Here is a 24722-nt window from a genome sequence, read left to right as displayed (position 1 = left end):
TTAGTTATACTTACATCCGGTATTTTTAAAACATAATGAATCTTCTTGAAAATATAAAGGAAGCTTTACGCTCCGTACAGTCCAATTTGCTCAGAACAATCCTTACAGGATTGATCATCGCCATCGGGATTACCTCCTTGGTGGGAATGCTTACCGCAATTGATGGAATGAAAGCCCAGATTGAGGAAAGCTTCTCAGGCTTTGGCGCCAACAATTTTGACGTGAAATCCAAATTTTCTAATGGTGCCAGGGTAACTACCGATGGGGTGGCCCAAAAAACCTATCCCCCGATTTCTTTCCGAGAAGCCTCTGCATTTAGGGATGAGTATTCCAGAAGGGGAGTGGTAACCGTATTTTCCAATTTCTCAGGAGCGACGGAAGTCAAGAGAGGGTCCAAGAAAACCAACCCAAACAGCCGGATGATCGGTGGAGATGAAAATTACTTTTTCATCAAGGGAATAAAAATCGACCAGGGACGGAACTTCAGTAACTCAGAAATCCAGTTTGGAAACAATGTCTGTGTTGTAGGAAAAGAAATAGTTACTGCATTGTTTGAAAAAGATGAAGACCCAATTAATCAGTATATAACTTTTTACGGTAGTAGGTATACCATTATTGGGGTGACGGAGGAGCAGGGTAGTGCCACTGCAGGCTCGGGCCCCGATAGAGCAGTGGTGATTCCTTTGGAAAATGCCCGTCGTTTGGATCGAAACGGAACCTTTAGATACGCCATCACGGCATCCATGTCTGATCCCAATAAAATGGATTATGAAATGGGTCATGCCACCGGTGTGATGCGAAAATTAAGAAAAGATCGGATAGGAGATGAGGATAGCTTTGAGATTGTAAAAAGCCAAACCTTAGGCGAGAGCTTGGAGGAGGTTGCTGGTTTCCTCAGGATTGGAGGTTTCGGTATAGGATTTATCACACTTTTGGGCGCAGCCATAGGCTTGATGAATATCATGATGGTGTCAGTTACCGAAAGGACAAGAGAGATTGGGGTTAGAAAAGCCCTTGGTGCTACTCCCTTGAGGATCCGGCAGCAGTTTTTGATTGAGGCAATCGTAATTTGCCTTTTAGGAGGATTACTAGGGGTGATTTTCGGAATAGGCATTGGCAACATTGTGGCCAACTTGGTAGGGCCTGGCGGTTTCTTGGTTCCTTGGCTTTGGATCTTCGTGGCCTTTGGAATCTGTATCGTAGTAGGTTTATTAAGTGGGTTTTTTCCAGCTTACAAAGCCAGCAAACTCGATCCTATAGAATCTTTACGCTACGAATAGACTTCAGACTACGTCAGTGTTTCTAGGATCTGGGCCATATTTATTGGGTCCAAGCGTACCTTCCTTGAAAGTTAAATAGATAAACCCAATAAAATTTATCGGAGGAGGGATTAAAAGATACAGGGAATATTTCCAATCCAGCTCTATATCATGGAGCCTTCTGATCGCGGCTACCATCAGAAACACAATGGTGGTAACTAAGATGATTCCAAAGATGACAAAACTAACCCAGGCCTGAAGCTCCAAAGATTCGTACATCTTCAGCAGGCATAAAAGATTTATAAAATAAAAAACTACAAATAGGACCAGAAACTTTCTTCTAGTAATCCTGCCCGTAGGTTCCAGTAGTCGCTTCATAACTGAAAACCGTTGATAATCAGTTATTAAACCTCATGGGTGGGCTGGTTGTTTAGACTTTTTCTTACTAAAATTTTCAGTGCGCTTCGTACACGACTTCAGGTTCCTCAATATCGACAGAACCCTTTTCATTGATTCCTACTAGTTGAACCACTTTGGTTTCATTGATGAGCATAGGGTCATATTTTGCAGAAACCCGAATGTAGTTTTCTGTAAATCCATGCATTTTCCCATCTTCAATGTCCTCTTCAAAAAGCACTGTATAGGTTTTGCCCAAATTCTCCTCATAAAACTGTCTTCTCATTTTCTCCGACAGTATACGCAGCATTTTGGATCTTTCATTTCTAGTTTTCATTGGAACCACGCCTTCCATCTCGGTTGCTCGGGTATTGGCCCGTTCGGAGTAGGTAAATACATGTAGATAGGAAATGGGAAGTTCTTTCAGGAAGTTATACGTTTCCAAAAACAGCTCGTCTGTTTCTCCCGGAAAGCCAACTATCACATCTACACCTATGCAGCAATGCGGCATAAGAGTTTTGATCTTAGATACCCTGTCTTCATAAAGCTCACGAAGATATCTTCTACCCATTGCCCTTAGCATAGTGTTGCTGCCAGACTGAAGTGGTATATGAAAATGGGGGACAAAATGTTTGGATTTGCTTACAAACTCGATAGTCTCATTTGTAAGCAAATTAGGTTCTATGGAGGAAATTCTGAATCTGTCTATCCCTTCTATTTCATCTAAAGCAGTGACTAAGTCAGCAAAACGCTCTTTTCTTTTTCCATCCTGAATTCCAAAATCCCCAATATTCACCCCGGTAAGCACCACTTCCTTGACATCAGTGCTGGCAATTTCCCTTGCGGAATCAAGGATGTTGGCGATACTGTCACTTCGGCTTTTGCCTCGTGCCAGGGGTATGGTACAAAAGGCACAGCCGTAATTACAGCCGTCCTGGACTTTCAAAAAGGTTCTGGTACGGTCATTGATACTGAAGGCATTGTTGAAAACAGTGGCTTCCTGAATGTCTGTAGCAAGCACTTTGGCCTCTTGCTCTTTGGCAAAACCATCCAATAGCTCAATCAATCTAAATTTCTCAGCAGCGCCTAATACCGCGTCCACCCCTTTTATAGTAGCGATTTCTTGGGGTTTAAGTTGGGCATAGCAACCGATGATGGTCACATAGGAATTAGGGGAGATCTTTTTGGCCTCCTTGACGATCTTTTTACACTTCTTGTCAGCGTTCTCGGTTACCGAACAGGTGTTGATAATGAAAATGTCGGGAGTTTGGTCAAATTCCACTTTCTGATACCCCTTGTTTTCAAACATTCTACTTATCGTAGAGGTTTCTGAGTAATTGAGCTTACAGCCTAACGTATAAAATGCTACCTTCTTCAAACCTAAATCCTTGATGCTTAATTAATCCGCGAAGGTAAGCATAATCCCTTAAGTTTTCAATCAAGGTCAATTTGATCTTCATTTGAGGACATTGTGTCAATAGGGTCAAAAAATGATTGTAATCATGCTATTTTTTGAAAAATATTTGAAAAATGGTTTAATTTTTGACCATATCCGCTTTGTAAAAATAAAAATTGTTAGATTTGCGTATCAAAATCAAACCACATAAATAAAAAAATGGCAACTTTAAGACAAGAAGCACTGAAAATGGTGCAACAGAGGGAACGAGTAAGTATGGTCGCTCCTTCGGCCAAGATCTCTGATTATTTTGGTAGTCAAGTTTTTGGGCTAAAGGAAATGAAAGAATCCTTGGCGCCAAATGTTTATAAAAAAATTAGCAACGCAATTGAAAAAGGCGGAAAAATAGACACCAGTACCGCCGATGAAGTAGCTTCAGCTATCAAAACCTGGGCGCTTTCTAAAGGGGTGACCCATTATACTCACTGGTTCCAGCCTTTGACTGGCTCCACTGCCGAGAAGCATGACACGTTTTTCGATGGAGCTTCAGGAATTGAAAAATTCAAAGGCTCAGCCTTGGTTCAACAGGAGCCTGATGCCTCTTCCTTTCCAAATGGTGGTATCCGATCCACATTTGAAGCACGTGGTTACACGGCTTGGGATCCCACTTCCCCAATCTTTATTTTTGACAAAACCCTTTGTATTCCTACCATCTTCGTAGCTTTCACAGGTGAGGCGTTGGATTATAAAACCCCCTTGCTGAAATCCATTGAAGCTATCAATTCAGCTGCATTGCCGGTTTGCCAGCTTTTTGACAGAAATGTTAAAAAAATTACCGCATCCTTGGGAGTGGAGCAAGAATATTTTGTGATTGATAGAGCTCTATTTGCTTCACGCCCTGACTTAATCATGGCGGGAAGAACTGTTTTCGGTCACAATCCCGCAAGAGGTCAACAGTTGGATGACCATTATTTTGGATCCATTCCGACTAGGGTAAAAGATTTTATGCAGGAGTTTGAAGTGGAAAGCTGGAAACTTGGTATTCCTGTTTCTACCCGCCACAATGAGGTGGCGCCTGGCCAGTTTGAAGTAGCCCCATTGTATGAAGAGATCAACAAGGCTACTGATCACAATTTGTTGTTGATGGACTTGATGACTAAGGTAGCTGAAAAGCACAATCTGAAAGTCCTTTTCCATGAAAAGCCATTTGCTGGACTTAATGGTAGCGGTAAGCATAATAACTGGTCTCTGATCACCGATACCGGAGTGAACTTGTTTCAACCGAGCAGTTCTGCCCGAGAAAATCTTCAATTCCTGACTTTCCTAGTGGCTACCATCAAGGCTGTTCATGACAATGCCGACCTACTGAGAGCAAGTATTGCCTCTGCGGGCAATGATTGGAGATTGGGCGCCAATGAGGCTCCTCCGGCAATTATTTCTGTATTCCTTGGCTCTACTTTGACAGGGGTGTTAGATGAGTTGGAGGAAAACGGAAACCTTAAAATAGAGAAGGGTGATAATATGTACATGAAGCTGGGTATCAGTAAGATTCCACAGATTATCTTGGACAACACCGACCGTAACCGTACATCTCCTTTTGCATTTACCGGAAACAAGTTTGAGTTTAGAGCAGTAGGGTCCCATTCTAACGTGGCAGGACCTATGGCTACATTGAATGTCATCGTAGCTGAAACGCTAAGGACTTTGCATGATGATGTGAAAGAAGAAATAGCAAAGGGGAAAGAGAAGAAAATTGCAATCGTCAATGTGCTTCGTAAATATATCAGAGAAACTAAAAACATCCGATTTGAAGGGGATGGATACTCTGAAGAATGGGAGCAGGAAGCTAAAAAAAGAGGTCTTTCCAACCTGAAAAGCACACCTTTTGCCCTCGATATTTTCGAAAACGAGCAAGTAAAAGAGTTGTTTAAAAAGCATAAGGTGCTTACCGAGATAGAGGTGGAGGCTAGGCATGAAATCATGCTGGAAAACTATATTATGAAGATTCAGATCGAATCTAGAGTAATGGGCGACCTTGCTCTTAACCATATCATCCCTACAGCCATCAACTATCAGAATAAGCTGATACAAAATGCTCAGGGTATGAAAGATCTAGGTTTGGACAATACTGCCGCAGTAGAAACTATCAAAGAGGTCAGTAACTATATCGAGTCCATCAAGTCGAATGTCAATGGCATGGTAGATGTCAGAAGAAGATTGAACAAGGTGACAAATATCAAAGAAAAGGCAAAAGGCTACAGCTCTGAAGTGAAGGAAGCCTATTTCCAGAAAATTCGATATGCAGTCGACAAACTTGAGCTTCTTGTGGACGATGAACATTGGCCGCTAGTTAAATATAGAGAAATGCTCTTTTTGAAGTAATTTTCAAATACATTCTTCATAATAAAGGCCACCAAAAAAATTGGTGGCTTTTTTGTTTATACTTACCCTTTATGTGTAAATTTTTCGTAATTTTTAATTTCAATTTTATATCAGATTATGCAACAAATAGATTTCAATAGCAGCCAAAAGAATGAGGTTTTTGAGCAAGTGAAAGGTTACTTGCAAGGTGAAGGATATCAGATTATTACCATGGACCAGAGTAGGCCTTGGGGTGGGTTTTTCGTGATCGATGAAGATCAGATTCAAAAATTCAAGGACCAGTTTTTTCCGGAGGTGGAACTGGATAAACTTCAATTAAGCCAAAAACTAAGTCCAAAAATACTTTTGGTGGCTCCTGAAAAAAGGCTCTCCTGGCAATATCACCATCGCAGGGCAGAAATATGGAAACTCGTAGAAGGTGAAGGTGGAATCGTCACCAGCGATACGGATGAGCAGGGAGAATTGAAAAATCTAGAAATAGGAGAGGTGGTCAAGCTTAAGCAGGGAGAGCGCCACCGTCTTGTGGGCCTTCGTAAATGGGGCATGGTTGCAGAGATCTGGATGCATGCCGACCCGTCCAATCCTTCCGATGAGGAAGATATTGTAAGAGTAGAAGATGATTTTGACCGATAAATAAAAAAGCTCCAAGCATATCACTTGGAGCTTTTTTTATTTAGTTTCCTCCTCTTTTACTATTGCCTCTTGAGTTGGATGATCGTGAACTTGTACCTGAGCTATTGCCTCTCGAGGAGGATGATCTAGATACTGTACCTCCGCTGCTACGTGGAGAGGAAGATCTCGATACAGTACCACCACTGCTTCTCGAGGAAGAAGAGGATCTGGATACAGTTCCTCCGCTGCTTCGATTCGACTGACGTGGTGCGCTGCTTCTTACTGCTGAACCAGATGAACTTCTATTGTTGGGCCTGCTCTGCACATTGGTGCCTCGATTTGAGGGTGCCTGCTGCCTAGAGTTGACCCGTGGTGCAGATGACTGTACCTGTCGCTGTTGGCTTGGTGCGGCCTGTCTGGTTTGCGTTTGCGCTGGTCTTTGCTGAACCTGACGGGAATTATTTCCTCTTTGGTTAGGCTGTGCGGCAACTCTCGACGGAGAAGCGGTGGCCTCTCCTCTTACATTACCAGCATTACCTCTTTGCACGGTTCCACTAGATCTTTGTTGAGCAGCTGAAGACCGGGCCTGTGCGGTTCTGGTAGCCCTTGGACCAGTTTGCGAACCTCTGGTAAATTCAGAGGAATTTACTGCTCTAGATGGCCTTGCCTGTCTTACTGTATTCCGGTTAACTTCAGGTCTATACATGGCCACTGAACCTCTAGCAACTGCAGATCTACCGGGTCTGCCTGAATTACTCACCTGATAAACAGGTATGCTTCTTCTGCTGATTCTTTCCAAATCTCCTCTGCGCGGCCCACCTACGTAAGATCTTTGGTTCACCACCACCGTGTTATTGATGATGGTGGTTTGTTGGTAAATATTCACTATACGAGTTCTTGGAACAAAATACCTGTGAACTCTTCGATGAATCAATCTATTGTGTGGTACAAACACATAATGGTGATAGGGTAAGTTTACGGCCATGTTAATGTGAACTCCAGGAGCCAATGGAGCCCATCCGTAATAACCTCCGCCGGTTCTCCAGTTTACCCAAGCTGGTCCCCATTCGTAGCCTGGTACCCAGGACCAACCGTATCGATTGGAGAAGAACCATCTACCGTAATGGAACGGAGCCCATCCCCAGTCAAAATCCGACACCCAAGTGTTTCCATAAGAGGTCATTACCCAATGGCCATTTGTAGCGTAAGGGTGAAAGTTACCACCTACGTGGGGGACCCAAACAAATCCATATTGAGGATCATTGATCCAAGTGCCATATGGCATCAATTCATCATAGAAAACTTGGAATGAAACAGCGCCTTGCATTTGGGCTGAAACTGGCTTTTGAATGCCTAGGGACAAGAAAGCCAATAATGCAAAAACCCTGAACACCTGCCTGTAGGAACGGAAATTTTGAAAGGGATTTCTCATAGCTGTGGGATTTAAGTATAGTTTGGTTTACGCAAGAATGTAAAAATTTGTTTGCTGTAAAATTTTGTAACAGTACTTTCTATTGCTTTATAGGGGATGTTAAAATAAAATTTAACAAGGCAAAGTGGTCAATTTCAAGGCTTACGTCAAAATGCTTTAACTATCCTTAAAATTTGTTAAAATTAGTCGCTTTTGAAAAAAAATAACCGAGGCTTCTCCGCCCCGGTTTTAATTACCTACTTTATGTATCCCGTCTCCCGTCTTCGGTCTCCCGTCTCTATAACATCCCTTCTATGGATTTTTCTAGTTCTCTAGCATGCTCTAGAAATTCCTTCACATTCATTTCCTTGAAGAAAATCAAACCATGACTGGATCTTACTTTTGCGGTTTCATGCAGATAGAAGTAATTTTTTCCTAGTAGCAACTGTATGTCGTTTAATTGACTTACCCAGGTTCGTTTAGCAATTGTACTGAATTTACCATTGTGGGCATAGCTTGGGAATGAAGCATTTACTTGGCTGAGGTAACAGTTGGCGAAGGAGTCCTCCATCACCGCCATATCCCCAAGGGATACAGGCACGATGACATTGCTTTCTGCTGGCTCAAACTTAAACCATACATTTCTGTAGCCTAGGATTTTAAGGTCTTTCAAATCCTTTTCCTCACTCCAGACCCTTACGGCCTCAGCTGTTGCCTGTAGTACCTTGTAATGGGTATCAGGTCCGCTGCCTTCCGGATCAAGTGTTAAACTGATTTTAGTAGGCTGTATTTTTCGGAACATATCCACTATAGGCTCCACATCTCTCTTCTTCTCAGGCTGCTCAGTGAAAATATCTCCGGTGTAGAAACCAAGGCGTAAGTGGTGGACATTTTTGACTTGAACACCAAAGTGTGCCCAAACCAACTCTTCCTCAAATTCCCTGATCATACCCTTGAGTTTTTGAATTTTGGCGGGATTTTTTTCTCCATCATAAGAATTGCGGAGAATGCTGATCACCTCATTGATAATCTCACGCAGGCCAGCAGTATTCTCCACTTTGTATATTTCCACCAAAGCTCTAACTACTCGATGACAAAGTCCCCTTAAACTTTCTTCCGGATCCTCGGAGGCAACATTTGTAAGATATTGATATACATCCTTGTCTGTTTTCAGCTTGTAGCCAGTGTTATAGAAGTCCTCATACTTAATCATCTGTATCCTTCCTTCATCTAATAGCTGTTTGGTATGCGTCAACGTGTTGATCACAAACGTGTTGGTTACAGCTGTGAAACCGGAGGTAAGGACAGAGAAATGTGCCTCATTGCTATTCTCCTGAAGTTGTGTGGTAATGTGTGGCAGGATCCCAAGTGAAATATCATCATGGTGAGGTCCGGTATGGAGCAACACTTCATTTTTTTCCTTGGTTGTTCCCTTATTGATTTTGGCAATGATGCTGTCCATTACCTCTTTTACCGTTTCTTCGGTAAGGTTTGGGATTAAAGACGTATATGGATCGGTCTTTAAGTCCTCCAAAGTCAACCTGTGCCCATATTTACCAAGCTTTTTGCAAAGATCAATAATGGATTTCTCGGTTTTTTCCTTAGTCCATTCTCCCACCTTGTAATAATGGTCAATACTGTCCGTCAACTTGCTTGCGGCCCCTTTAGTCATATAAAACCTACCGTTTTTCAACTTTTGCAAAACAGTGGCAGGGTAGAGGTTGGTCAAGGGGGTTTCAAGAGAATCCTTTACAATCTGAGCCTTGGCTTCTCCAGCGGCAATAATAATTCCCACTGCTTCAGGATTGTAAACGATGGTATCTAGGCCGATGGTAATTACCAGTCTATTAGCCGAAACTTCGATACCGCCAAGATCGCCTGCGGCAACGGCTTGTGTTTCAAAATTTGTTTCTGTGAGTCTGGTTGTGCTGAATAGATGAGAACCGCGAGTGTTGAAGGCAATATGACCATCCGGGCCAATGCCGCCAAGAAAAAATCCAATTCCACCTTTATCTCTGATTTTTTGCTCGAATTCTCCACACCACTTGTCAATTAGGTATATGGATTCTTGTTGTATTTTTTCAAGTTTCGACTTGGGCTCTCTGAATCTCAAGGAGAGGTCTACTTTCAAATCTGGAAAAACCTGATGAAAATTCCTCCCCCCAGCCAATGGGATTTCATCGGAATTGATCAATAAAGCTTTTTTGGGATCCAAGCCAAAGGCATCGATATAGAATTTGTTTACATAATGAAAAAAGCTGTTTTTCTGCTGAGAAGAGATTGGGTAAAATTCATCGATCTGTACAAATTGAAGTCCTCCTAATTTTGGCTTTTTTACTGCCGCCAAACCATATTTCTCCCGTATTTCTTTTCCTTTGGGACTGTCCCAATTTTCAAGCAAAAACTGGGTCCACTTGATAAAGAATTCTGGTGTCTTGCCAGTTGGTAAGCTGATTACCCCTTCAGGATTGGCAGCAGCCCATTCCAAAAATCTACAAGCGGTCATCAGTCCTAATTTAGGAAAATTATCTACCGTTAAGTAAGGGATTAAAGTAGAGTTAGGGCTTTGACCGGCTTCTTTCTGAAAGCTTTTTTCTACTTCTGATAAAGGGTAACTAGTTGGCATATTGAATAAATTTTTGGTAAAATGCTTTGTTCACTTTAATTCATCAGGTCTTCAAATATCTTGTCCACTACTACAGCCACACCACCGAGCAGTCCTACTTCCTTGCCCAATTTGTATAGTACAAGTTCAGATTGCTCCCGTGATTTGGCCATGCTGTAAAGATTAAGAGCCTGCTGTATGGGGGTGAGCAGATATTGATGCGCTTCTGCTACCGAGCCCCCGATAATGATTAGATCTGGATTCAGGAGTTGGATTAGGATGGAAATTCCTCGGCCTAGATCTAGACCTGCGTTGGAAATGATGGTGATGGCCCGTTGGTCACCGGCTAGTGCGGCCTCAACCACCCATGAGGGTTCCAATTGGTTATTCCGCTCTTGGGCAAGTCTGCTGAGAATGGAGTCCTCATCAGTTTTGATGGCTTCTTTGGCCATTCTGACGATGGCAGTACCGGAAGCCACAGCTTCAAGACATCCTTTTTTACCGCAGGTGCAGGTGATTTCTCGAGATTCAAAAATAGGGGAGTGGCTAAACTCTCCAGCGAAGCCCGCCCCACCACGGTATAGCTTACCGTCTATGATAATTCCCAAACCTATTCCCCAGCCGATGAAAATGCCAAGTACGTTTTGCTTCTTTTCCGGATGCTGTCCAAATTTGAATTCAGCCAATGTCATAGCACGAGCATCATTTTCAAGGTAAACTTTCCTGTCAAATTTTTTCTCTAACTTTTCTTTAAGACTGTCCTTACCAAAATTCAGGTAGGTGTGGTTGATGCCGTTGTCTGAATCAACTAAGCCGGGCATGGAGATCCCAATGGCAATTATTTTTTCGTTAGGAATGCTTGAATTCTGAATAGTTGTTTCCAGAAAATCCTCAAGGTTCTCATATGTCCCCTTGTCATTATTTAGGTTGATGTTATTGGATTCAATCTGTGAAGATTGTCGATGTGCGCTATCATAAACGGCGGCCTGAACCTTGTACTTGCTTATATCAACCGATAGTACATAAAAAGAATCATCCGTGAGCGCATAAAGATCAGGCTTTCTGCCCCCCTGAGATTCGCCTTGTCCCTGTTTGATTACTTCACCTGACTTCTGAAGAGCTGTTAACAGGGAATTGACTGTAGGTAAGCTTAAGCTCAATTCAGCACCGATTGAGCTTGCCGTGTTGTGGGTGTGGGTGTACAGATGCTTGATTATCTTGATCTTGTTGAGATAATTCTTAATCTCTACCACCCCTTCCTTTTGTTCTAGTACTTTATATGGGTTTCGAAGGTCCATAGGCTTTATTTGATGCAATTTAATGAATAAATGAATAAGTAAGCAGCACTTTATTAAAAAAATTAATTAAGTTAACGTTAAATATGTTAAATTTACTTATAACTCCTGCTGTTAAAGATCTGACTAAATAAGATACTAAGAATAACTTACGATAAAAATTTTAGAATGCCTGGAAATAAAAAAAGCCCCTTATGGGGCTTTTTGTTTCTTTTTAAATAATTTAATTAAAATTTTGGAATGGAAGGTCTACTTCGGGGACGTCTAAGTTCACTACTTCATCATTCTCAAACAGGAGAACTTCATCAAGTCGTCCGTTCCGGTTGTAGTATTTCCATTGACCTTCTTTTTTTCCATCTTTCATTTCACCTTCTGAAGCTAACCGGCCATTGTCATGGAAATACTTCCAAGTTCCTTCTGCTTTTCCCGAAACGTAAGTGCCTTCAGATTCTTTGCGCCCGTTAACATAGTAAGTCATTCGGGTGCCATTTCCGTTTTGGATTGTTCCTGGATCTAATGTAGATGAGCCGTCGTAGGTATAATATTCACCTACATTGAGCAGTCTTCCGTTGGCCCATGTCTCTTCTTGAGTCAACTGCTTGTTGTCATAAAATAGACCCCAATCGCCATCCTCAAATCCATAAAAATAAGATCCTACGGACTTCAACTGACCACCGTCATAGTAATATACCCACTGTCCGTGTTCGCTGCCAAGCTGATATTCTCCTTCTGCGATCAATATTCCGATTTTGTTAAAATATTTCCAAAGACCGGATTTTACATCATTTCGGTATTCACCTATGCTGTAAAGTTCTCCTTCCGGGAAAAAGTTTTTCCAAAGTCCGACTCTTGACCCGTTGTCAAACTGGCCTTCTACCGAGATATTATTATTGCTGTGGTATTCAACATATTCACCATGGGGTAAACCTAGCTCGTTATAGGTTTTTCTTTTGGCCAAATTCCTGTTTGGATAAAACTCCTCCCATGTGCCGGTCGGTTGGTCATTCTTGTAGTTTTCAGTTCTGGCTACCCTGCGGTTTTCATAGTAATAAGTCCATTCCCCCGTACGGTTGCCTTTATTGTCATATTCAGTTTCCGATTCCACTGTTCGGGAAAAAGGAAAGTATTTCTTCCAACTTCCTACCCGCCGACCCAGGTTAAACTCACCTTCTTCCTGTATATTATCCTCATCGTCATACCTTTTAAAATCTCCATGTGGTTTGTTGTTCTGATAATTAGCTTCTATCAAAATGTTACCATATTGACTATATTCTCGGTAGCGTCCTTCCAGCTTATCATCTTTATAAGTCTGAACAATTGCCAATTGCCCGTTTGGAAAATAGGAATTCCATGTACCCGTTTTTTTACCGTTTTCAAATTGGCCTTCCAGTTTTAGCTGGGGATTTCTGCCTTGGCTTTCATTGATATTGTAATACGTTTTGTATGGTCCCACCAAAACGCTATCCTGGAAAACCGATTCTAAAAGGACATTGCCCCTTTGATCATATTCCTTGTATTGACCATTGAGAACATTGTTTCTGTAATCGGCCCGCATTTGGGGCTGACCATTGGAATGAAAGGCCACCCACTCCCCATCTTTTTTGCCTTCCTCAAATTTACCTTGTTGTAAAAGCCGGTTGTTGGAGGGGTTCATGAATTTCCAGAGCCCTTCCATCTTGCCATCGCTCATTACTCCCGTTCCCATAATGGTAGAATCTGAGTTGTATAGCGTGACAGTTTGAGCCATTATTGGCGTCTCTAAGACTAGGAAGGCGACTAGGAATAAGACTTTTGCAAAAATATATTTCATGGACAATGAGGTAATTAATTCCTTAGGATGTTACGACAGTCAAAGCTACTAGGTTACTAAATTAACTTATAATCTTTAAAAAGTAGGCTAAATTCGGCGAAATTGCAAAATACGTTCCAATTCTTCCAATACCTCACCTTCGATATTTACCGGGGACCCCTTCACTACCAATTCTTTCGCAAACAGAAGGTAATTAAATTTCGAAAGATAATCATTAGCATTCATAGAAGAGTTTTTGCTGTTTTTTACCTCCCTATAGAAATTGCCGTAGTCAAATGGAGATTTGCCCCTCGGAAGCAAATATCCTTTTTCTAAAAAGATTTGATCTCTATCGTTTTTTAATATTTTTTCTGACTGTTCTTTTCCAAAAAAAACAAAAACAAAAAGCCCATGACCCCACCAGTTCAATACTCTGATGTTAAAGCCATGGGTTTTGTCAAAATTCCTGAAAATATCCAGCACTTGATAGGGACAATGATTGAGCTCATTGCCTATACTCACCTTGCAACCTTTGCTTTCAGGATAAATTTCTATCAAGCGTTGTTGAGGGAAATTATTAGAAATATTAATGAAGAGCTTTTTGAAAGCCGCTTTCAGCTCAAATATCTCTTCAAAAATCTTCTTGTCTTTTAATAACTCCAAGCCTTCCATTTTACCAGTTAAGCAATGCCGAGGCCCATGCAAAACCGCTGCCGAATGCCGCTAAGCATACCAAGTCTCCTGATTTTAGCTTGCCCTGTTCGAAAGCTTCACTTAATGCTATTGGAATCGTGGCAGCAGTGGTATTACCATAATACATGATGTTGTTGAAAACTTTTTCATCAGGTAGCTGTAGTTTTTCCTGGATATATTTGCTGATCCTTAAATTGGCCTGATGGGGTACAAGCAGGTCAATTTCTGACTTGTCCTTACCATTTGCTTCAAGCGCCTCTTCGATCACTTCCTGGAATTTCACCACCGCATGTTTAAAAACGGCATTACCGTTCATTTGCAACTTGAAACTTGGCCCATCAACGATGTCCGGTGATAGTCTATTCTCACGGCTGCTCCCGGGGTCTTTCACATAAAGTTCCTCACAGTAGTCACCATCTGCATGAAGGTGGGTGGATAAAACCCCATAGTCAGAATTTTCAGTGGCCTGTAATATTGCAGCCCCGGCTCCATCGGCGAAAATAACCGCACTGGATCTTCCTTCATCAGTTATATTGAGTGCGGAAGACTGAATTTCAGCACCTATGATCAAAATATTCTTATACATCCCTGTTTTGATGTATTGGTCGGCGATGGAAAGGGCATATACAAATCCAGAGCAGGCATTACGAATATCCAAGGCGCCAATGCCTTGCAGCCCAAGTTCCCTTTGTACCAAAACCCCGTTGCCCGGGGCGAAATAATCCGGGGTACTGGTGGCAAACACAATGAAGTCAATATCCTTGGTCTCAATACCAGCACGCTCTATGGCCATTTTGGAAGCTTCCACTGACATGCTGGTGACCGTGTCTTTCCCAGGAGTAAACCATCGTCTTTCATGGATGCCTGTTCTCTCGACGATCCACTCATTATTGGTGTTCATTATTTTGGAAAGGTCATCATTGGTGACCACACGTTCAGGTAAATAATGCCCTACGCCTACAATTCGTGATTTTTTCATGGGTTTATTGTCAATTGAAAAGTCAATATTAGTTTACTTTGTGTATCCGTTTTATTGCAAGAAGTACCGTCAGCTAATGAAAGAATGGCCGAAATTCAGATTTAAGGCTTCTTAGGTCATCGGACATTCGCTCCCAAAACCAAGGAAAAATGCCTGCTAGCATCATTGTGGATAATCATATTTAATTATTAACAGCAATTTCACTGTTGTGTTTTAGCCGCCTTTTCCTTAATCTTCCAATACCTGTACAGTCCGGCGACTGACATCCAGCTTGGGTTGGCCTTTTCATACTTTTCCACGGTCTCCTTGCTCAATCCCTGCTTTTCCAATTGGCTTTGGGTATATGAAATAAAAAGCGGCACGACTTCCTGAGGATCTACCTGTTTTTCGTAGTATCCTTTCATCCATACGGCCCAGTCATCCAACATCAATTTAAGCTCCTCAAAATGGGAAGCAATTTCCGTAACCGTTCCATAATGCGTAAGATATAGCATGGTTGGATTGAGTTCCAAAATTCGGTCAATGGAGGCCTTCCAGTTTTCTATATTAATGTCTGGTGGAGGACAAGGCGGGGTCACAGGTCCATTATCAATCTTTACCCCAGCCACATCGCCGGTGAAAACAATCGAACCCAACTGCCAGGCTAAATGGTGCACGGCATGGCCCGGAGTAAACCAAGCTGTCAATGTAGTTGATCCCACAGTTACTTTTTCCCCGTCGTTCATTGAGATCAACTGGGAAGGAGGGATGGCTTTCATTTCGCCCCAGAGATCCTCCATTTGCTCACCATAGATCATCTTGGCGGAGTTCCAGAGTTTGTCAGGATTAGAAAGGTGAGGGGCCCCCTTTGGATGAAGGTAAATCTGTGCGCCATGGTTGGCAAACCTCCAAGCAGCTCCTGCATGGTCGAAATGGATATGGCTTAAAAAGACGTGCTGAATATCCTCGACCTCATATCCAAGACTCTTTATCCCTTTCTTCAAAGTTTCAAAGGTGCTTTCAGGGCCTGTCTCAATAAGGATAGGCCCGGCATCAGTTTCCACCAAAAAGGTAGCAATGGAATTCGGAATTTGCTTAAACTGCAGGTCGATGATGTGAACTTTTTCCATTATCCAAACAAGGTATAGTTACCAAACTGATCCATAGGGGAGGTTTTTTTGATCAATGCGGGATTATCATTACCAACTTGGTTAACCATAGGTGACACCGGGTAACTTATCATCAAAGCTTGATCAAATGGTAGCAGACAGTTTTTTAGCTGTTCTGAATCAGTATTTGGATTTAGCCAAATTTTCTCTGATTCCTGAGTTAATATGACCGGCATACGGTCGTGGATGTCGGATACCATGTTGTTTGCCTCGGTAGTAATGATCAGGAAGGTGTGTTTGTTTTCCCCCTCCTCATTTTCATATTCCTCCCATATACCCGCAAAGGCAAAGGGCTTTTCGTTTTCTAAGACAAACCTGTAAGGGCTTTTGGATTTTTTGCCCAGTTGCTTCCATTCATAGAAACCGTCCGCCGGGATTATACATCTTCTTTTTTGAAATGCCGATTTGAAGGAGGCTTTTTCGGAAATGGTTTCCCCGCGCGCATTGATAAATTTCTGGCTCACCGGCTTGTTTTTGGAAAATTCCGGTGTGATGCCCCAATAGAAATGTGAAAAGCCTTGAGGGCTGTCTGAGGTGATAACCGGCATAAGCTGGGTAGGGGCCACGTTATATCTGGGATTGAACTCCCCTGGCATCTCCGCCTGGAATCTTTCCTCTAATTCAATCTTTGATTTGGCTAATGAATATCTTCCGCACATGGTGGTGGTTGTTTATTAAAGTTTTTGAAGTTACTCATCCGAATTGATAAATTCAAATGCGCGCTTTTCTGACCAGTAGATTTCTCCTCTCGTCCTAGGGCTGAAACCCACATGTCCTCCCTGCTTTGGAAACTCCATATATACGTTTTCCAACTTCAAAGCTAATTCTTTTGGATAGCAGAGTGGACTCAAAAAAGGATCATTGACCGCATTTAATATCAAGGAAGGAACCTCTATACCCTCCAAGAAATAAAGGCTTGAGCATTTTTCATAGTAATCATGCGCATCATCGTACCCATGTAAAGGACCCGTATAGACATCGTCAAAGTCTCTTAAAGTTTTCACTTTTGCTAAAAGCTCGAGATCTATGTCTTTAGGGTGTACTTCTGCTTTACGAATGATTTTTTCCTTGAGCGTTCGTAAGAATTTTTTGGAGTAAATAAGGTTTCTACCCCTGGAGATTTGGTTACAAGAACTTTCCAGATGAAGGGGAACGGAAATCGCCACAGCTTTTTTAATCCTCGAAACCCGGGTTCTTTCTTCCCCCAGATATTTGAGTATTAAATTTCCGCCAAGAGAAAAACCGATCAAATAGAGCTCATCATAGTTTCCTTTTGCATAATCTACTACAGTTTCCAGGTCGTAAGTAGCCCCGGAATTATAAAAAATGGGGAGAATATTTTGCTCCTCACTACATCCCCTAAAATTCCAGTTGAGCACATCGTAGCCTTGTCTATGAAATTGATGCGCCATGCCCTGCATATATGGTCTACGGCTGTTGCCCTCGAGTCCATGGCTGATGATCACCAGTTTGCGGCTGCCTTTTCGAAGCCAGTCTAGGTCGAGGAAGTCTCCATCAGTGGTGGTAATCCGTTCTCTTTCAAAAGGTAATTCTATAACCTTTCGGAAAATGCTGGGCACAATAGTCTGCAGGTGCCCGTTGAACAACATTCTAGGTTTGAGGTAATCTATATTTTCAATTAAAGGCATAAAGGGTAACTTTCTGCGCTGAGGGAAGTTTAGAGTCATGAAAATACGACTATTAAATTTGAATAAAGACATTTAAGAACTATTTTTGGACTCCTGAATATTGAATTGGAATAAATCAAACTTATGGCCGAAATAATACGAATGCCCAAAATGAGCGACACCATGGAAGAAGGGGTGATCGCAGCATGGTTAAAAAAAGTAGGTGATGAAGTGAAGCCAGGCGATATCCTTGCCGAGGTGGAAACAGATAAAGCTACTATGGAGCTGGAATCTTACGAGGAAGGTACCTTGCTTCATATTGGGGTAGAAGAGAAAGACTCTGTACCTGTGAACGGTGTAATTGCCATCATCGGGGAAAAGGGTGAAAATATAGATGACCTATTGAAAGAAGCTGGCAATGGCGGCGGCCAGTCCGAAAGTCAGCCAAAAGAAGAGGCGAAAAAAGAAGATAAGGGAGAAGAAAAGGAAGAGTCCTCCTCTGAAGAAACGGAAAGTTCGGCTGAGGAAGTCGATACCACCGATATCAATGCCACTTTGATCACCATGCCCAAAATGAGTGATACCATGCAGGAAGGTACTATTGCCAGCTGGTTGAAAAAGGTAGGGGATGATGTGAAATCCGGTGATATCCTTGCAGAAGTGGAAACTGACAAAGCTACCATGGAGCTAGAGTCCTATGAGGATGGTACCCTGCTTTATGTAGGAGTAGAGGAAGGTGATTCAGTAGCTATTGACGGCGTGATCGCTATCATTGGTGAAAAAGGGGCCGACTATGAAAAACTTCTAAAAGCACACGAAGGTAAATCTTCCAAAAAGGAAGAAAAGCCAGCCAAAAAAGAGGAGCCTAAAGCCGAGACTAAGAAAGAGGAAAAGCCGGCGGAAAGCAAAAAAGAAGAAGAAACTAAGAAAACTACTTCATCAGCCCCATCAACCACTGAAGGTGGCAGAGTGAAAGCTTCTCCATTGGCCAAGAAAATGGCTGAGGACAAAGGAGTAGATATCTCTTTGATCAAAGGTAGCGGTGAGAATGGAAGAATTATACGCAGAGATGTGGAGGAATTTGATCCTGCTTCAGTACAGCAACCAGCAGCGGCAGCTCAGGCCGGTGCTCCAGCAGTAGGTCAAGAGTCATACAAAGAGGAGAAGGTTTCTCAAATGAGAAAAACCATCGCTAAGCGTTTGGCAGAAAGCAAATTCTCTGCGCCACACTTCTATCTTACCATGGAAATCAACATGGATAAGGCAATTGAAGCGCGTAAGAGCATGAACGAAATCGCTCCTGTGAAGATCAGTTTCAACGATATGGTGATCAAAGCAGCAGCTGCCGCCTTGAGACAAAATCCAAAAGTGAACTCCTCTTGGTTGGGTGATAAAATTCGCTACAATGACCATATCAACATCGGTATGGCTGTAGCAGTGGAGGAAGGTTTGTTGGTACCGGTGATTAGATTTGCCGATAATAAGTCCCTTTCTCAAATTTCTCAGGAAGCCAAGTCCCTTGGAGCAAAAGCCAAGAACAAGGAACTTCAGCCAAAGGATTGGGAAGGAAACACTTTCACGGTATCCAACTTGGGTATGTTCGGTATTGATGAGTTTACCGCCATTATCAACCCGCCTGATGCCTGCATCATGGCAGTAGGAGGGATCAAAGAAACCGTTATTGTGAAAAATGGAGAAATGAAGGTTGGAAATGTGATGAAGGTAACCCTTTCATGTGACCATAGAGTAGTGGATGGAGCTGTTGGATCAGCTTTCCTTCAGACCTTCAAAAACCTACTTGAAGACCCCGTTAGAATCCTGATCTAAAAACGGCGTACTTGGTGTTTTTACCATCGTACCTCGTACTTCTAACTTCGTACTTCAAATATTTACTGCCAAAAAGTCCTGATATTTCGGGACTTTTTGCTTTAGTACGCCATTTGTTAATACATAGCAAAACGAAACGAAACTTTTAGCAATATTCAACAACAAGTTATGGAAAAGTTAAGATCCACCACCGTGGTGGCTATCAAACATAATAATGAAGTAGTAATCGGTGCCGACGGTCAAGCCACCCTGGGCAATACGGTTGCCAAAAGCAGCGTGAACAAGATCCGGAAACTGCAAAACGGTAAAATTGTAACGGGTTTTGCTGGTTCTACTGCCGATGCCTTTACCCTTTTGGAAAAATTTGAAGAAAAGCTAGGTGCCTTTGGAAACAACATGAAAAGGGCAGCTGTGGAGCTTGCAAAGGAATGGAGAACTGACAGGATGTTAAGCAAGTTGGAAGCAATGATGATTGTAGCCGATAGCGAGGATATCCTTATAATTTCTGGCACTGGAGACGTAATCGAACCTGATGAATACATTGCCACTATTGGGTCGGGGAGCATGTACGCCCAGTCTGCCGCCCGAGCTTTGAAAAAATTTGCCCCTCAACTTTCCGCCGAGGATATGGTAAGAGAAAGCCTCGGTATTGCAGCCGATGTGTGCATCTACACTAACCATAATCTTGTGGTAGAGAAAGTGCAATAAGAACTCAATTCGGTCTACGGTTTCCCGTTTCCAGTCTTCAACCCTTAATAGGCTCTAGGAGAAACTGTGAAATCAGTTTTTCTAGGGCCTTTTTGTTTATCGGTTTAGTAGTACAGTCGTCGAGCCCAGCTGCAATACACCTCTCTCTTTCATTATTTAAAGCAGAAGCGGTAAGCGCGATGATAGGGGTGTTGATACCGTTAGGAAGTTTTCTTATTTCACCGGTGGCTTCATAACCATTCAATTCAGGCATTTGAATATCCATCAGGATAAGGTTGATAGGGTGGGAGGTGAAAATATCTACCGCCTCACGCCCATTCTGCGCTTCATAGATTTTGCCTTTAGGTAAGAGCTTTTTGACGATCTTTTTGGTTAAAATCATGTTCACGGCATTATCTTCGGCCACCAGGATTTTTGCTTCCATGTTTTCCAATTGCTCCAAATATGATTCTTGCTCTTTTACGTTCTCATTGACTATATCTGAAGGGGTATCTAACATTTCATCCACTCCCACGAAGTTAATGTCGCAGAAAAACGTGCTTCCCACTCCCATGGCACTTTTGAGCTTAAGCTTCGAACCCATCAAGGCCAATATCTTATTACTAATTGCCAAACCTAGGCCTGTGCCACCAAATTTCCGTGTAGTTGAAGTGTCTTCTTGGCTAAATGCCTCGAATATCTTAGTTTGATTTTCCTGAGAAATGCCTAAGCCGGTATCCCTTACTGCAAGCCTTGTTATGTACTGGTTATTTACTTTTTCCAACAGCTTGATAGACAGCTCGATTTCCCCTTTTTCAGTAAACTTAATAGCATTACTGAGAAGGTTAATTAACACCTGTTTTAATCGTAGCTCATCAGCCAAAACCTTAATTTTTATTGAGGCATCAAAATCAAATTTCAAAGAAATATTCTTTTGATATGCCTGATAGGCAATTAGGTCTTTGGAGGAAGAACCCAGTTTTTTGAGATCAACAGGCTGTAATTCCAGCTCCATTTTTCCGGCCTCTATCTTTGAGAAGTCTAAAATATCGTTGATTATTCCGATCAAGGATCCTGCAGACTGATTGATTAAGCCCACATATTGCTGTTGTTCTGAAGTGAGAGCAGTTCCGGATAAGAGTTCGGAGAATCCTATCACCCCATTTAATGGAGTTCTGATTTCATGGCTCATTACAGAAATAAAATCAGATTTGGCATTGTTGGCTTTTTCAGCAATTGCTTTTGCTTTGCGAATACGCTTCATGCTGAATCCTATAATAATCAATAAAATAAGTACTGTTACAAAGAGCAAGATGAATACATTTCTTTTGAAAATCTGCTGATTGATCTGCTCTTTGGCCATGAGTTCGTTTGTCATTGCCTCATGGTTAATTTCTTTTAGCTTTTGGTCAAAATCAAACTTTGCTTCCAGTCTCCCCATGTTTCTTGAGTTGACCTGACTGGCTAAGGAATCAGACCAGGCAGCATAAAGTGTCCTAAACTTATATGCTTGCTCCCAATCGCCTAGATTTGCCTGAATTTCGGCCATGTCATTGTATAGAGTCACGATGTGGTCCTTAAACTCATTCTCTAAACTCAGGCTTAGTCCCTCTTCTATATACTGCTTCGCTCTTTGATAATTTCCATTTTGAAGGTGTATTTTACCTAACCTCACCATAACAGAAACCCATGAGGATTTTGAATTTTTGTTCTGTAAGTAGATATAGGCCTTTTCCAAATAATTCTGAGCCAGTTCGGATTGGCCCAAAGCCAAATGCACATCTGCGAAAGTCCTATAGGCAAAACCCTTATGGTAATCAATTTGGGCATAGTTTTCCACTTTTTGAAGTGTATTGAGAGCACTGTCATACTCTTCCACCATATACTGCAGGTATGCAATATTATTTAAGGACCTAACAATTAAAAGAGAATCCCCAATGGAGGCACTCTCCTCAAATGCCTGTCGCATGTATTTCAACGCAGCACGGTGATCCTTGCTTCCATCGCTATATATCGCTCCAATATTATAAGCGGATCTAATATTTAATTTCGGGTTGTTGAGTAGATTAGTTCTTTCATGTGCCTCCAGGGCATATTCCAGTGCCTTTCCATAGTTATCCTGGCGGTAATGAATCCAACCAAGGTTAATTAGACTTTCTGTTTGACCGTATTCATACCCGATTTTTTGAGCTTGTTCGTAGGCTAGTTCTGATTTTCCTAACGCTTCAATAATGTCGCTTTCTATGTTTTCGGTAGCCCATTTGTTTAGGCTATCTATTTTTTCTATAGAAGGGGATGATGTTGGAGATTCCTGGTACCTAACAGTCAAGGCAAGCAAGGGAATTAATAACAATAATTGAAACCCCAATAAGACCAACTTTCTCATAACTCAATAATAATGCATTTTGCACAATGAAATTCCTACTTGGTACAATATAAATTATATGTATAAAGTAGAACGGTATTTATAGCTTAAAATCAACTATATAATTTCTACAAAATAGATATTTATTTTATAAAATATGTCCTTTGGGAGATTTATTGCATAAAAATAAGTTCTGGCAGGCTTTTCCATTTAGCCTGCCAGAACTATGCTCACACTGCTGATTCCTTTTTTTCAACAATGGCCACCTCATTTGCTATTACTTCAGTGATCCATTTTTTCACTCCATCCTTATCGTTGTAAGAGCGAGTCACCATTCGGCCCTCCACACTTACCTCTGTCCCCTTGTCTGCATTGCTTTCCAGGGTCTCCGCTTGCTTGCCCCATACCACTACATTGTGCCAGTTGGTTTCCGTAGCAAATTCCCCCTTGCTGGTCTTGTAGCTTTCATTGGTGGCAAGGCTCAACCTGGCTACTTTTCTGTTGTTCTCGAATGTTTTAACTTCTGGCTTGGCACCAAGTCTTCCGATTAGTTTTACACTGTTCATAATTTTAAGAGTTAAAAAGTTTTAAAATGATTAACACCCCGAGAGGCTTGAGACAAAGTTGGGAATATCCATTGGGCTTAGGCGGGTAAAAACTGTTTAAATCTGTTTGTAAACGATTGTAAACGTTTGTAAAACTCTTTATAAGTTACTATATTCAATTGTTTTTTCAACTATACCCCATTTTTTATGATAGATACTAATATCAAAACCTGTGTAAGCTGTCAAAAAGCTCTAAAAGGAAGGGCTGACAAGAAATTTTGTGATGACTACTGCCGCAACCATTACAATAACCAACTCAAGTCGGTTACCAATAACAGTATTCGAAATATCAATTATGCTTTGAAGAAAAACAGGCATATCCTAGAGGAAATACTCTCAGACAGGGAAACTTGCAGGGTAAGCAGGGATAAACTTCTGGTGGATGGGTTTCATTTCAAATATCATACGCATGTTTACGCAAACAAAAAGAACAACACGTATAAGTTCTGCTATGATTTTGGATACCTGGACTTGGAGGACGGAAGCTTTCTGATAGTAAAAACCAGAAATTAAATGTTTTCCATTCTTCTTTCAAAGCTATTATCATCCTTATCATCCAAGTTTTTTTCAAGGTAATCCTTGATGTATAGTTCCCGGATCATTACCTGAACGACCGCCACCAATGGTGTGGCCATAATTACTCCAAGAGGACCGGCTAATATCCCAAGGAGAATTAGAGATGCAAGGGTGATGACAGGAGAAATGGAAACTGTCTTCTTATATATGTACGGCACAAGAATGTAACTTTCAACCTGCTGAATAACCAAAAAGAAAATACCTACCCAAAGTGCAGTCATGGGACTGACCAAGAATGCCAAAAGCACAGCAGGAACTGCAGCTAATATAGGACCTATATTAGGGATGAAATCCATTAGAAAGGCAAAAAAGCCTAGAGCAAAAGGGGCTGGTACTCCAAAGAGCATCAATGCAATGACGGTGGTAACCCCTATAAATAACATTGCTAAGAATTTGCCTAATAACCAGGATTTAAGAGCAAAATATACTTGATGCAGTACATCTTCTAATCTTTCCCTATAGCGAGGTGCAGCCAATACTACAACCCCTTGCACGTACAACTGTGGGCTAGCGGCGAAGAAAATCCCCATTATAAATATGATTAGCAGGTCTCCCAAGACTCCAAATGTGCCCGCGAAAAAGCTCTGGGCCAGTTCCATCAGCTTCTCATCCTCAGGCATGAGATCTTCTTTATTATCCTCTACTCGTTCAAAAATAGTTTTGCCCAATTCGGTTTCCTTGATAGTGGATTGTATGTTTTCCCAAGCCTCCGGAAGCTGGTCTTGGACATCTGATGCTTGATTTGCTACAGTAGGAATAATGAGCGTGATAATCCCACCCAGCATTACTATAAAGGTCAAAAGACTTACCGCCAGCCCTGCCCAATCAGGAAAATTCAATTTATTTTTTAGAAAATTGGTGCCCGCCCTTAGCAGAACGGCTAATAAAATGGCACTGAAAATTAACAGGAAGAGTTGTATAGCATACCCTATTAGCCAAAACAGGCCAATTAAAAATAAAATTATAATAGCTGCTGATAATATTTTGCTGTTAAATCTTGATTGCTGGTCCATAAAGGATAAAAGTGATTAAAGTCTAGTGGTATCTATTTAGAACACCACTATCTACA

The 24722-nt window shown here is 41.7% G+C and carries 20 protein-coding genes; 6 read left to right on the top strand and 14 right to left on the bottom strand.

Going from position 1 to position 24722, the window contains the following annotated elements:
- The first annotated feature begins 35 nt into the window (after positions 1 to 35).
- On the top strand, positions 36 to 1280 hold the full coding sequence (locus FPL27_RS14010) for an ABC transporter permease (protein ID WP_143961685.1): 1245 nt from the start codon (positions 36 to 38) through the stop codon (positions 1278 to 1280).
- A gap of 3 nt (positions 1281 to 1283) precedes the next feature.
- Here FPL27_RS14010 and FPL27_RS14005 read toward each other — a convergent pair whose 3' ends face one another.
- Positions 1284 to 1637, bottom strand: a complete 354-nt coding sequence (locus tag FPL27_RS14005) for a DUF805 domain-containing protein (protein ID WP_143961684.1) — start codon at positions 1635 to 1637, stop codon at positions 1284 to 1286.
- 76 nt (positions 1638 to 1713) lie between these two features.
- Positions 1714 to 3033, bottom strand: a complete 1320-nt coding sequence (gene mtaB, locus FPL27_RS14000; protein ID WP_143961683.1) for a tRNA (N(6)-L-threonylcarbamoyladenosine(37)-C(2))-methylthiotransferase MtaB — start codon at positions 3031 to 3033, stop codon at positions 1714 to 1716.
- Positions 3034 to 3270: 237 nt separating this feature from the next.
- Here mtaB and FPL27_RS13995 point away from each other — a divergent pair, with 237 nt between their 5' ends.
- Positions 3271 to 5433 carry a glutamine synthetase III family protein gene (locus tag FPL27_RS13995; RefSeq protein ID WP_143961682.1) on the top strand — a complete coding sequence of 721 codons (2163 nt, stop codon included), beginning with the start codon at positions 3271 to 3273 and terminating at the stop codon, positions 5431 to 5433.
- Between the two features lie 117 nt (positions 5434 to 5550).
- Positions 5551 to 6066, top strand: a complete 516-nt coding sequence (locus FPL27_RS13990) for a cupin domain-containing protein (RefSeq protein WP_143961681.1) — start codon at positions 5551 to 5553, stop codon at positions 6064 to 6066.
- Between the two features lie 40 nt (positions 6067 to 6106).
- Here FPL27_RS13990 and FPL27_RS13985 read toward each other — a convergent pair whose 3' ends face one another.
- The 9 genes from FPL27_RS13985 to FPL27_RS13945 form a co-directional block, all read right to left on the bottom strand.
- Positions 6107 to 7477 (bottom strand): DUF6600 domain-containing protein, encoded by a 1371-nt coding sequence (locus FPL27_RS13985; RefSeq protein ID WP_235893442.1) that lies wholly within the window; start codon positions 7475 to 7477, stop codon positions 6107 to 6109.
- A 277-nt stretch (positions 7478 to 7754) separates the two neighbouring features.
- A complete protein-coding gene (locus FPL27_RS13980) occupies positions 7755 to 10082 on the bottom strand; it encodes a PIG-L family deacetylase (protein ID WP_143961680.1) in 2328 nt (775 codons plus the stop codon).
- Positions 10083 to 10117: 35 nt separating this feature from the next.
- On the bottom strand, positions 10118 to 11359 hold the full coding sequence (locus FPL27_RS13975) for an ROK family protein (protein ID WP_143961679.1): 1242 nt from the start codon (positions 11357 to 11359) through the stop codon (positions 10118 to 10120).
- 220 nt (positions 11360 to 11579) lie between these two features.
- Positions 11580 to 13166, bottom strand: coding sequence for a toxin-antitoxin system YwqK family antitoxin (locus tag FPL27_RS13970; protein WP_143961678.1), 1587 nt, complete (start codon positions 13164 to 13166; stop codon positions 11580 to 11582).
- 87 nt (positions 13167 to 13253) lie between these two features.
- Positions 13254 to 13808, bottom strand: coding sequence for a hypothetical protein (locus tag FPL27_RS13965; protein ID WP_143961677.1), 555 nt, complete (start codon positions 13806 to 13808; stop codon positions 13254 to 13256).
- 10 nt (positions 13809 to 13818) lie between these two features.
- On the bottom strand, positions 13819 to 14817 hold the full coding sequence (locus FPL27_RS13960) for a 3-oxoacyl-ACP synthase III family protein (RefSeq protein WP_143961676.1): 999 nt from the start codon (positions 14815 to 14817) through the stop codon (positions 13819 to 13821).
- Positions 14818 to 15017: 200 nt separating this feature from the next.
- On the bottom strand, positions 15018 to 15926 hold the full coding sequence (locus FPL27_RS13955; RefSeq protein WP_143961675.1) for an MBL fold metallo-hydrolase: 909 nt from the start codon (positions 15924 to 15926) through the stop codon (positions 15018 to 15020).
- The gene (locus FPL27_RS13950; protein ID WP_143961674.1) at positions 15926 to 16624 is read right to left on the bottom strand and encodes an SOS response-associated peptidase; all 699 of its coding nucleotides are present in this window, start codon (positions 16622 to 16624) and stop codon (positions 15926 to 15928) included. The genes FPL27_RS13955 and FPL27_RS13950 overlap by 1 nt, the downstream gene beginning before the upstream one ends.
- Before the next feature lie 30 nt (positions 16625 to 16654).
- Positions 16655 to 17614, bottom strand: a complete 960-nt coding sequence (locus tag FPL27_RS13945; RefSeq protein WP_143961673.1) for a YheT family hydrolase — start codon at positions 17612 to 17614, stop codon at positions 16655 to 16657.
- Positions 17615 to 17737: 123 nt separating this feature from the next.
- Between FPL27_RS13945 and FPL27_RS13940 the strand changes: the two genes are divergently transcribed.
- The gene (locus tag FPL27_RS13940; protein WP_143961672.1) at positions 17738 to 19420 is read left to right on the top strand and encodes a pyruvate dehydrogenase complex dihydrolipoamide acetyltransferase; all 1683 of its coding nucleotides are present in this window, start codon (positions 17738 to 17740) and stop codon (positions 19418 to 19420) included.
- Between the two features lie 168 nt (positions 19421 to 19588).
- On the top strand, positions 19589 to 20128 hold the full coding sequence (gene hslV, locus FPL27_RS13935; RefSeq protein ID WP_143961671.1) for an ATP-dependent protease subunit HslV: 540 nt from the start codon (positions 19589 to 19591) through the stop codon (positions 20126 to 20128).
- 37 nt (positions 20129 to 20165) lie between these two features.
- Here hslV and FPL27_RS13930 read toward each other — a convergent pair whose 3' ends face one another.
- Together FPL27_RS13930 and FPL27_RS13925 are read right to left on the bottom strand one after the other, a co-directional pair.
- Positions 20166 to 22493, bottom strand: coding sequence for a tetratricopeptide repeat-containing hybrid sensor histidine kinase/response regulator (locus tag FPL27_RS13930; protein ID WP_143961670.1), 2328 nt, complete (start codon positions 22491 to 22493; stop codon positions 20166 to 20168).
- A gap of 209 nt (positions 22494 to 22702) precedes the next feature.
- Positions 22703 to 23038: a single-stranded DNA-binding protein gene (locus FPL27_RS13925; RefSeq protein ID WP_143961669.1), complete on the bottom strand. Its 336-nt coding sequence runs from the start codon at positions 23036 to 23038 to the stop codon at positions 22703 to 22705.
- Between the two features lie 186 nt (positions 23039 to 23224).
- Here FPL27_RS13925 and FPL27_RS13920 point away from each other — a divergent pair, with 186 nt between their 5' ends.
- A complete protein-coding gene (locus FPL27_RS13920; protein ID WP_143961668.1) occupies positions 23225 to 23590 on the top strand; it encodes a BTB/POZ domain-containing protein in 366 nt (121 codons plus the stop codon).
- Here the strand turns inward: FPL27_RS13920 and FPL27_RS13915 are convergent.
- Complete coding sequence (locus tag FPL27_RS13915) at positions 23587 to 24666, bottom strand: AI-2E family transporter (protein ID WP_143961667.1); 1080 nt, start codon at positions 24664 to 24666, stop codon at positions 23587 to 23589. The two genes, FPL27_RS13920 and FPL27_RS13915, sit on opposite strands and share 4 nt — an antisense overlap.
- Positions 24667 to 24722: the final 56 nt, after the last annotated feature.

It is taken from the genome of Litoribacter populi, from assembly GCF_007483685.1.
Lineage (GTDB): Bacteria > Bacteroidota > Bacteroidia > Cytophagales > Cyclobacteriaceae > Litoribacter > Litoribacter populi.
Note: the sequence above shows the minus strand (reverse complement) of the source record. Positions and strands in the feature narration are given on the sequence as shown.

Coding starts and splice junctions, on each gene's coding strand:
- FPL27_RS13945 (WP_143961673.1), bottom strand. CDS start 17,614: ATGCCTTTAATTGAAAATATAGATTACCTCAAACCTAGAATGTTGTTC.
- FPL27_RS13915 (WP_143961667.1), bottom strand. CDS start 24,666: ATGGACCAGCAATCAAGATTTAACAGCAAAATATTATCAGCAGCTATT.
- FPL27_RS13995 (WP_143961682.1), top strand. CDS start 3,271: ATGGCAACTTTAAGACAAGAAGCACTGAAAATGGTGCAACAGAGGGAA.
- hslV (WP_143961671.1), top strand. CDS start 19,589: ATGGAAAAGTTAAGATCCACCACCGTGGTGGCTATCAAACATAATAAT.
- FPL27_RS13925 (WP_143961669.1), bottom strand. CDS start 23,038: ATGAACAGTGTAAAACTAATCGGAAGACTTGGTGCCAAGCCAGAAGTT.
- FPL27_RS13985 (WP_235893442.1), bottom strand. CDS start 7,477: ATGAGAAATCCCTTTCAAAATTTCCGTTCCTACAGGCAGGTGTTCAGG.
- FPL27_RS13955 (WP_143961675.1), bottom strand. CDS start 15,926: ATGGAAAAAGTTCACATCATCGACCTGCAGTTTAAGCAAATTCCGAAT.
- FPL27_RS13980 (WP_143961680.1), bottom strand. CDS start 10,082: ATGCCAACTAGTTACCCTTTATCAGAAGTAGAAAAAAGCTTTCAGAAA.
- FPL27_RS13950 (WP_143961674.1), bottom strand. CDS start 16,624: ATGTGCGGAAGATATTCATTAGCCAAATCAAAGATTGAATTAGAGGAA.
- FPL27_RS13970 (WP_143961678.1), bottom strand. CDS start 13,166: ATGAAATATATTTTTGCAAAAGTCTTATTCCTAGTCGCCTTCCTAGTC.
- FPL27_RS13990 (WP_143961681.1), top strand. CDS start 5,551: ATGCAACAAATAGATTTCAATAGCAGCCAAAAGAATGAGGTTTTTGAG.
- FPL27_RS13920 (WP_143961668.1), top strand. CDS start 23,225: ATGATAGATACTAATATCAAAACCTGTGTAAGCTGTCAAAAAGCTCTA.
- FPL27_RS14005 (WP_143961684.1), bottom strand. CDS start 1,637: ATGAAGCGACTACTGGAACCTACGGGCAGGATTACTAGAAGAAAGTTT.
- FPL27_RS13930 (WP_143961670.1), bottom strand. CDS start 22,493: ATGAGAAAGTTGGTCTTATTGGGGTTTCAATTATTGTTATTAATTCCC.
- FPL27_RS13975 (WP_143961679.1), bottom strand. CDS start 11,359: ATGGACCTTCGAAACCCATATAAAGTACTAGAACAAAAGGAAGGGGTG.
- FPL27_RS14010 (WP_143961685.1), top strand. CDS start 36: ATGAATCTTCTTGAAAATATAAAGGAAGCTTTACGCTCCGTACAGTCC.
- FPL27_RS13940 (WP_143961672.1), top strand. CDS start 17,738: ATGGCCGAAATAATACGAATGCCCAAAATGAGCGACACCATGGAAGAA.
- FPL27_RS13960 (WP_143961676.1), bottom strand. CDS start 14,817: ATGAAAAAATCACGAATTGTAGGCGTAGGGCATTATTTACCTGAACGT.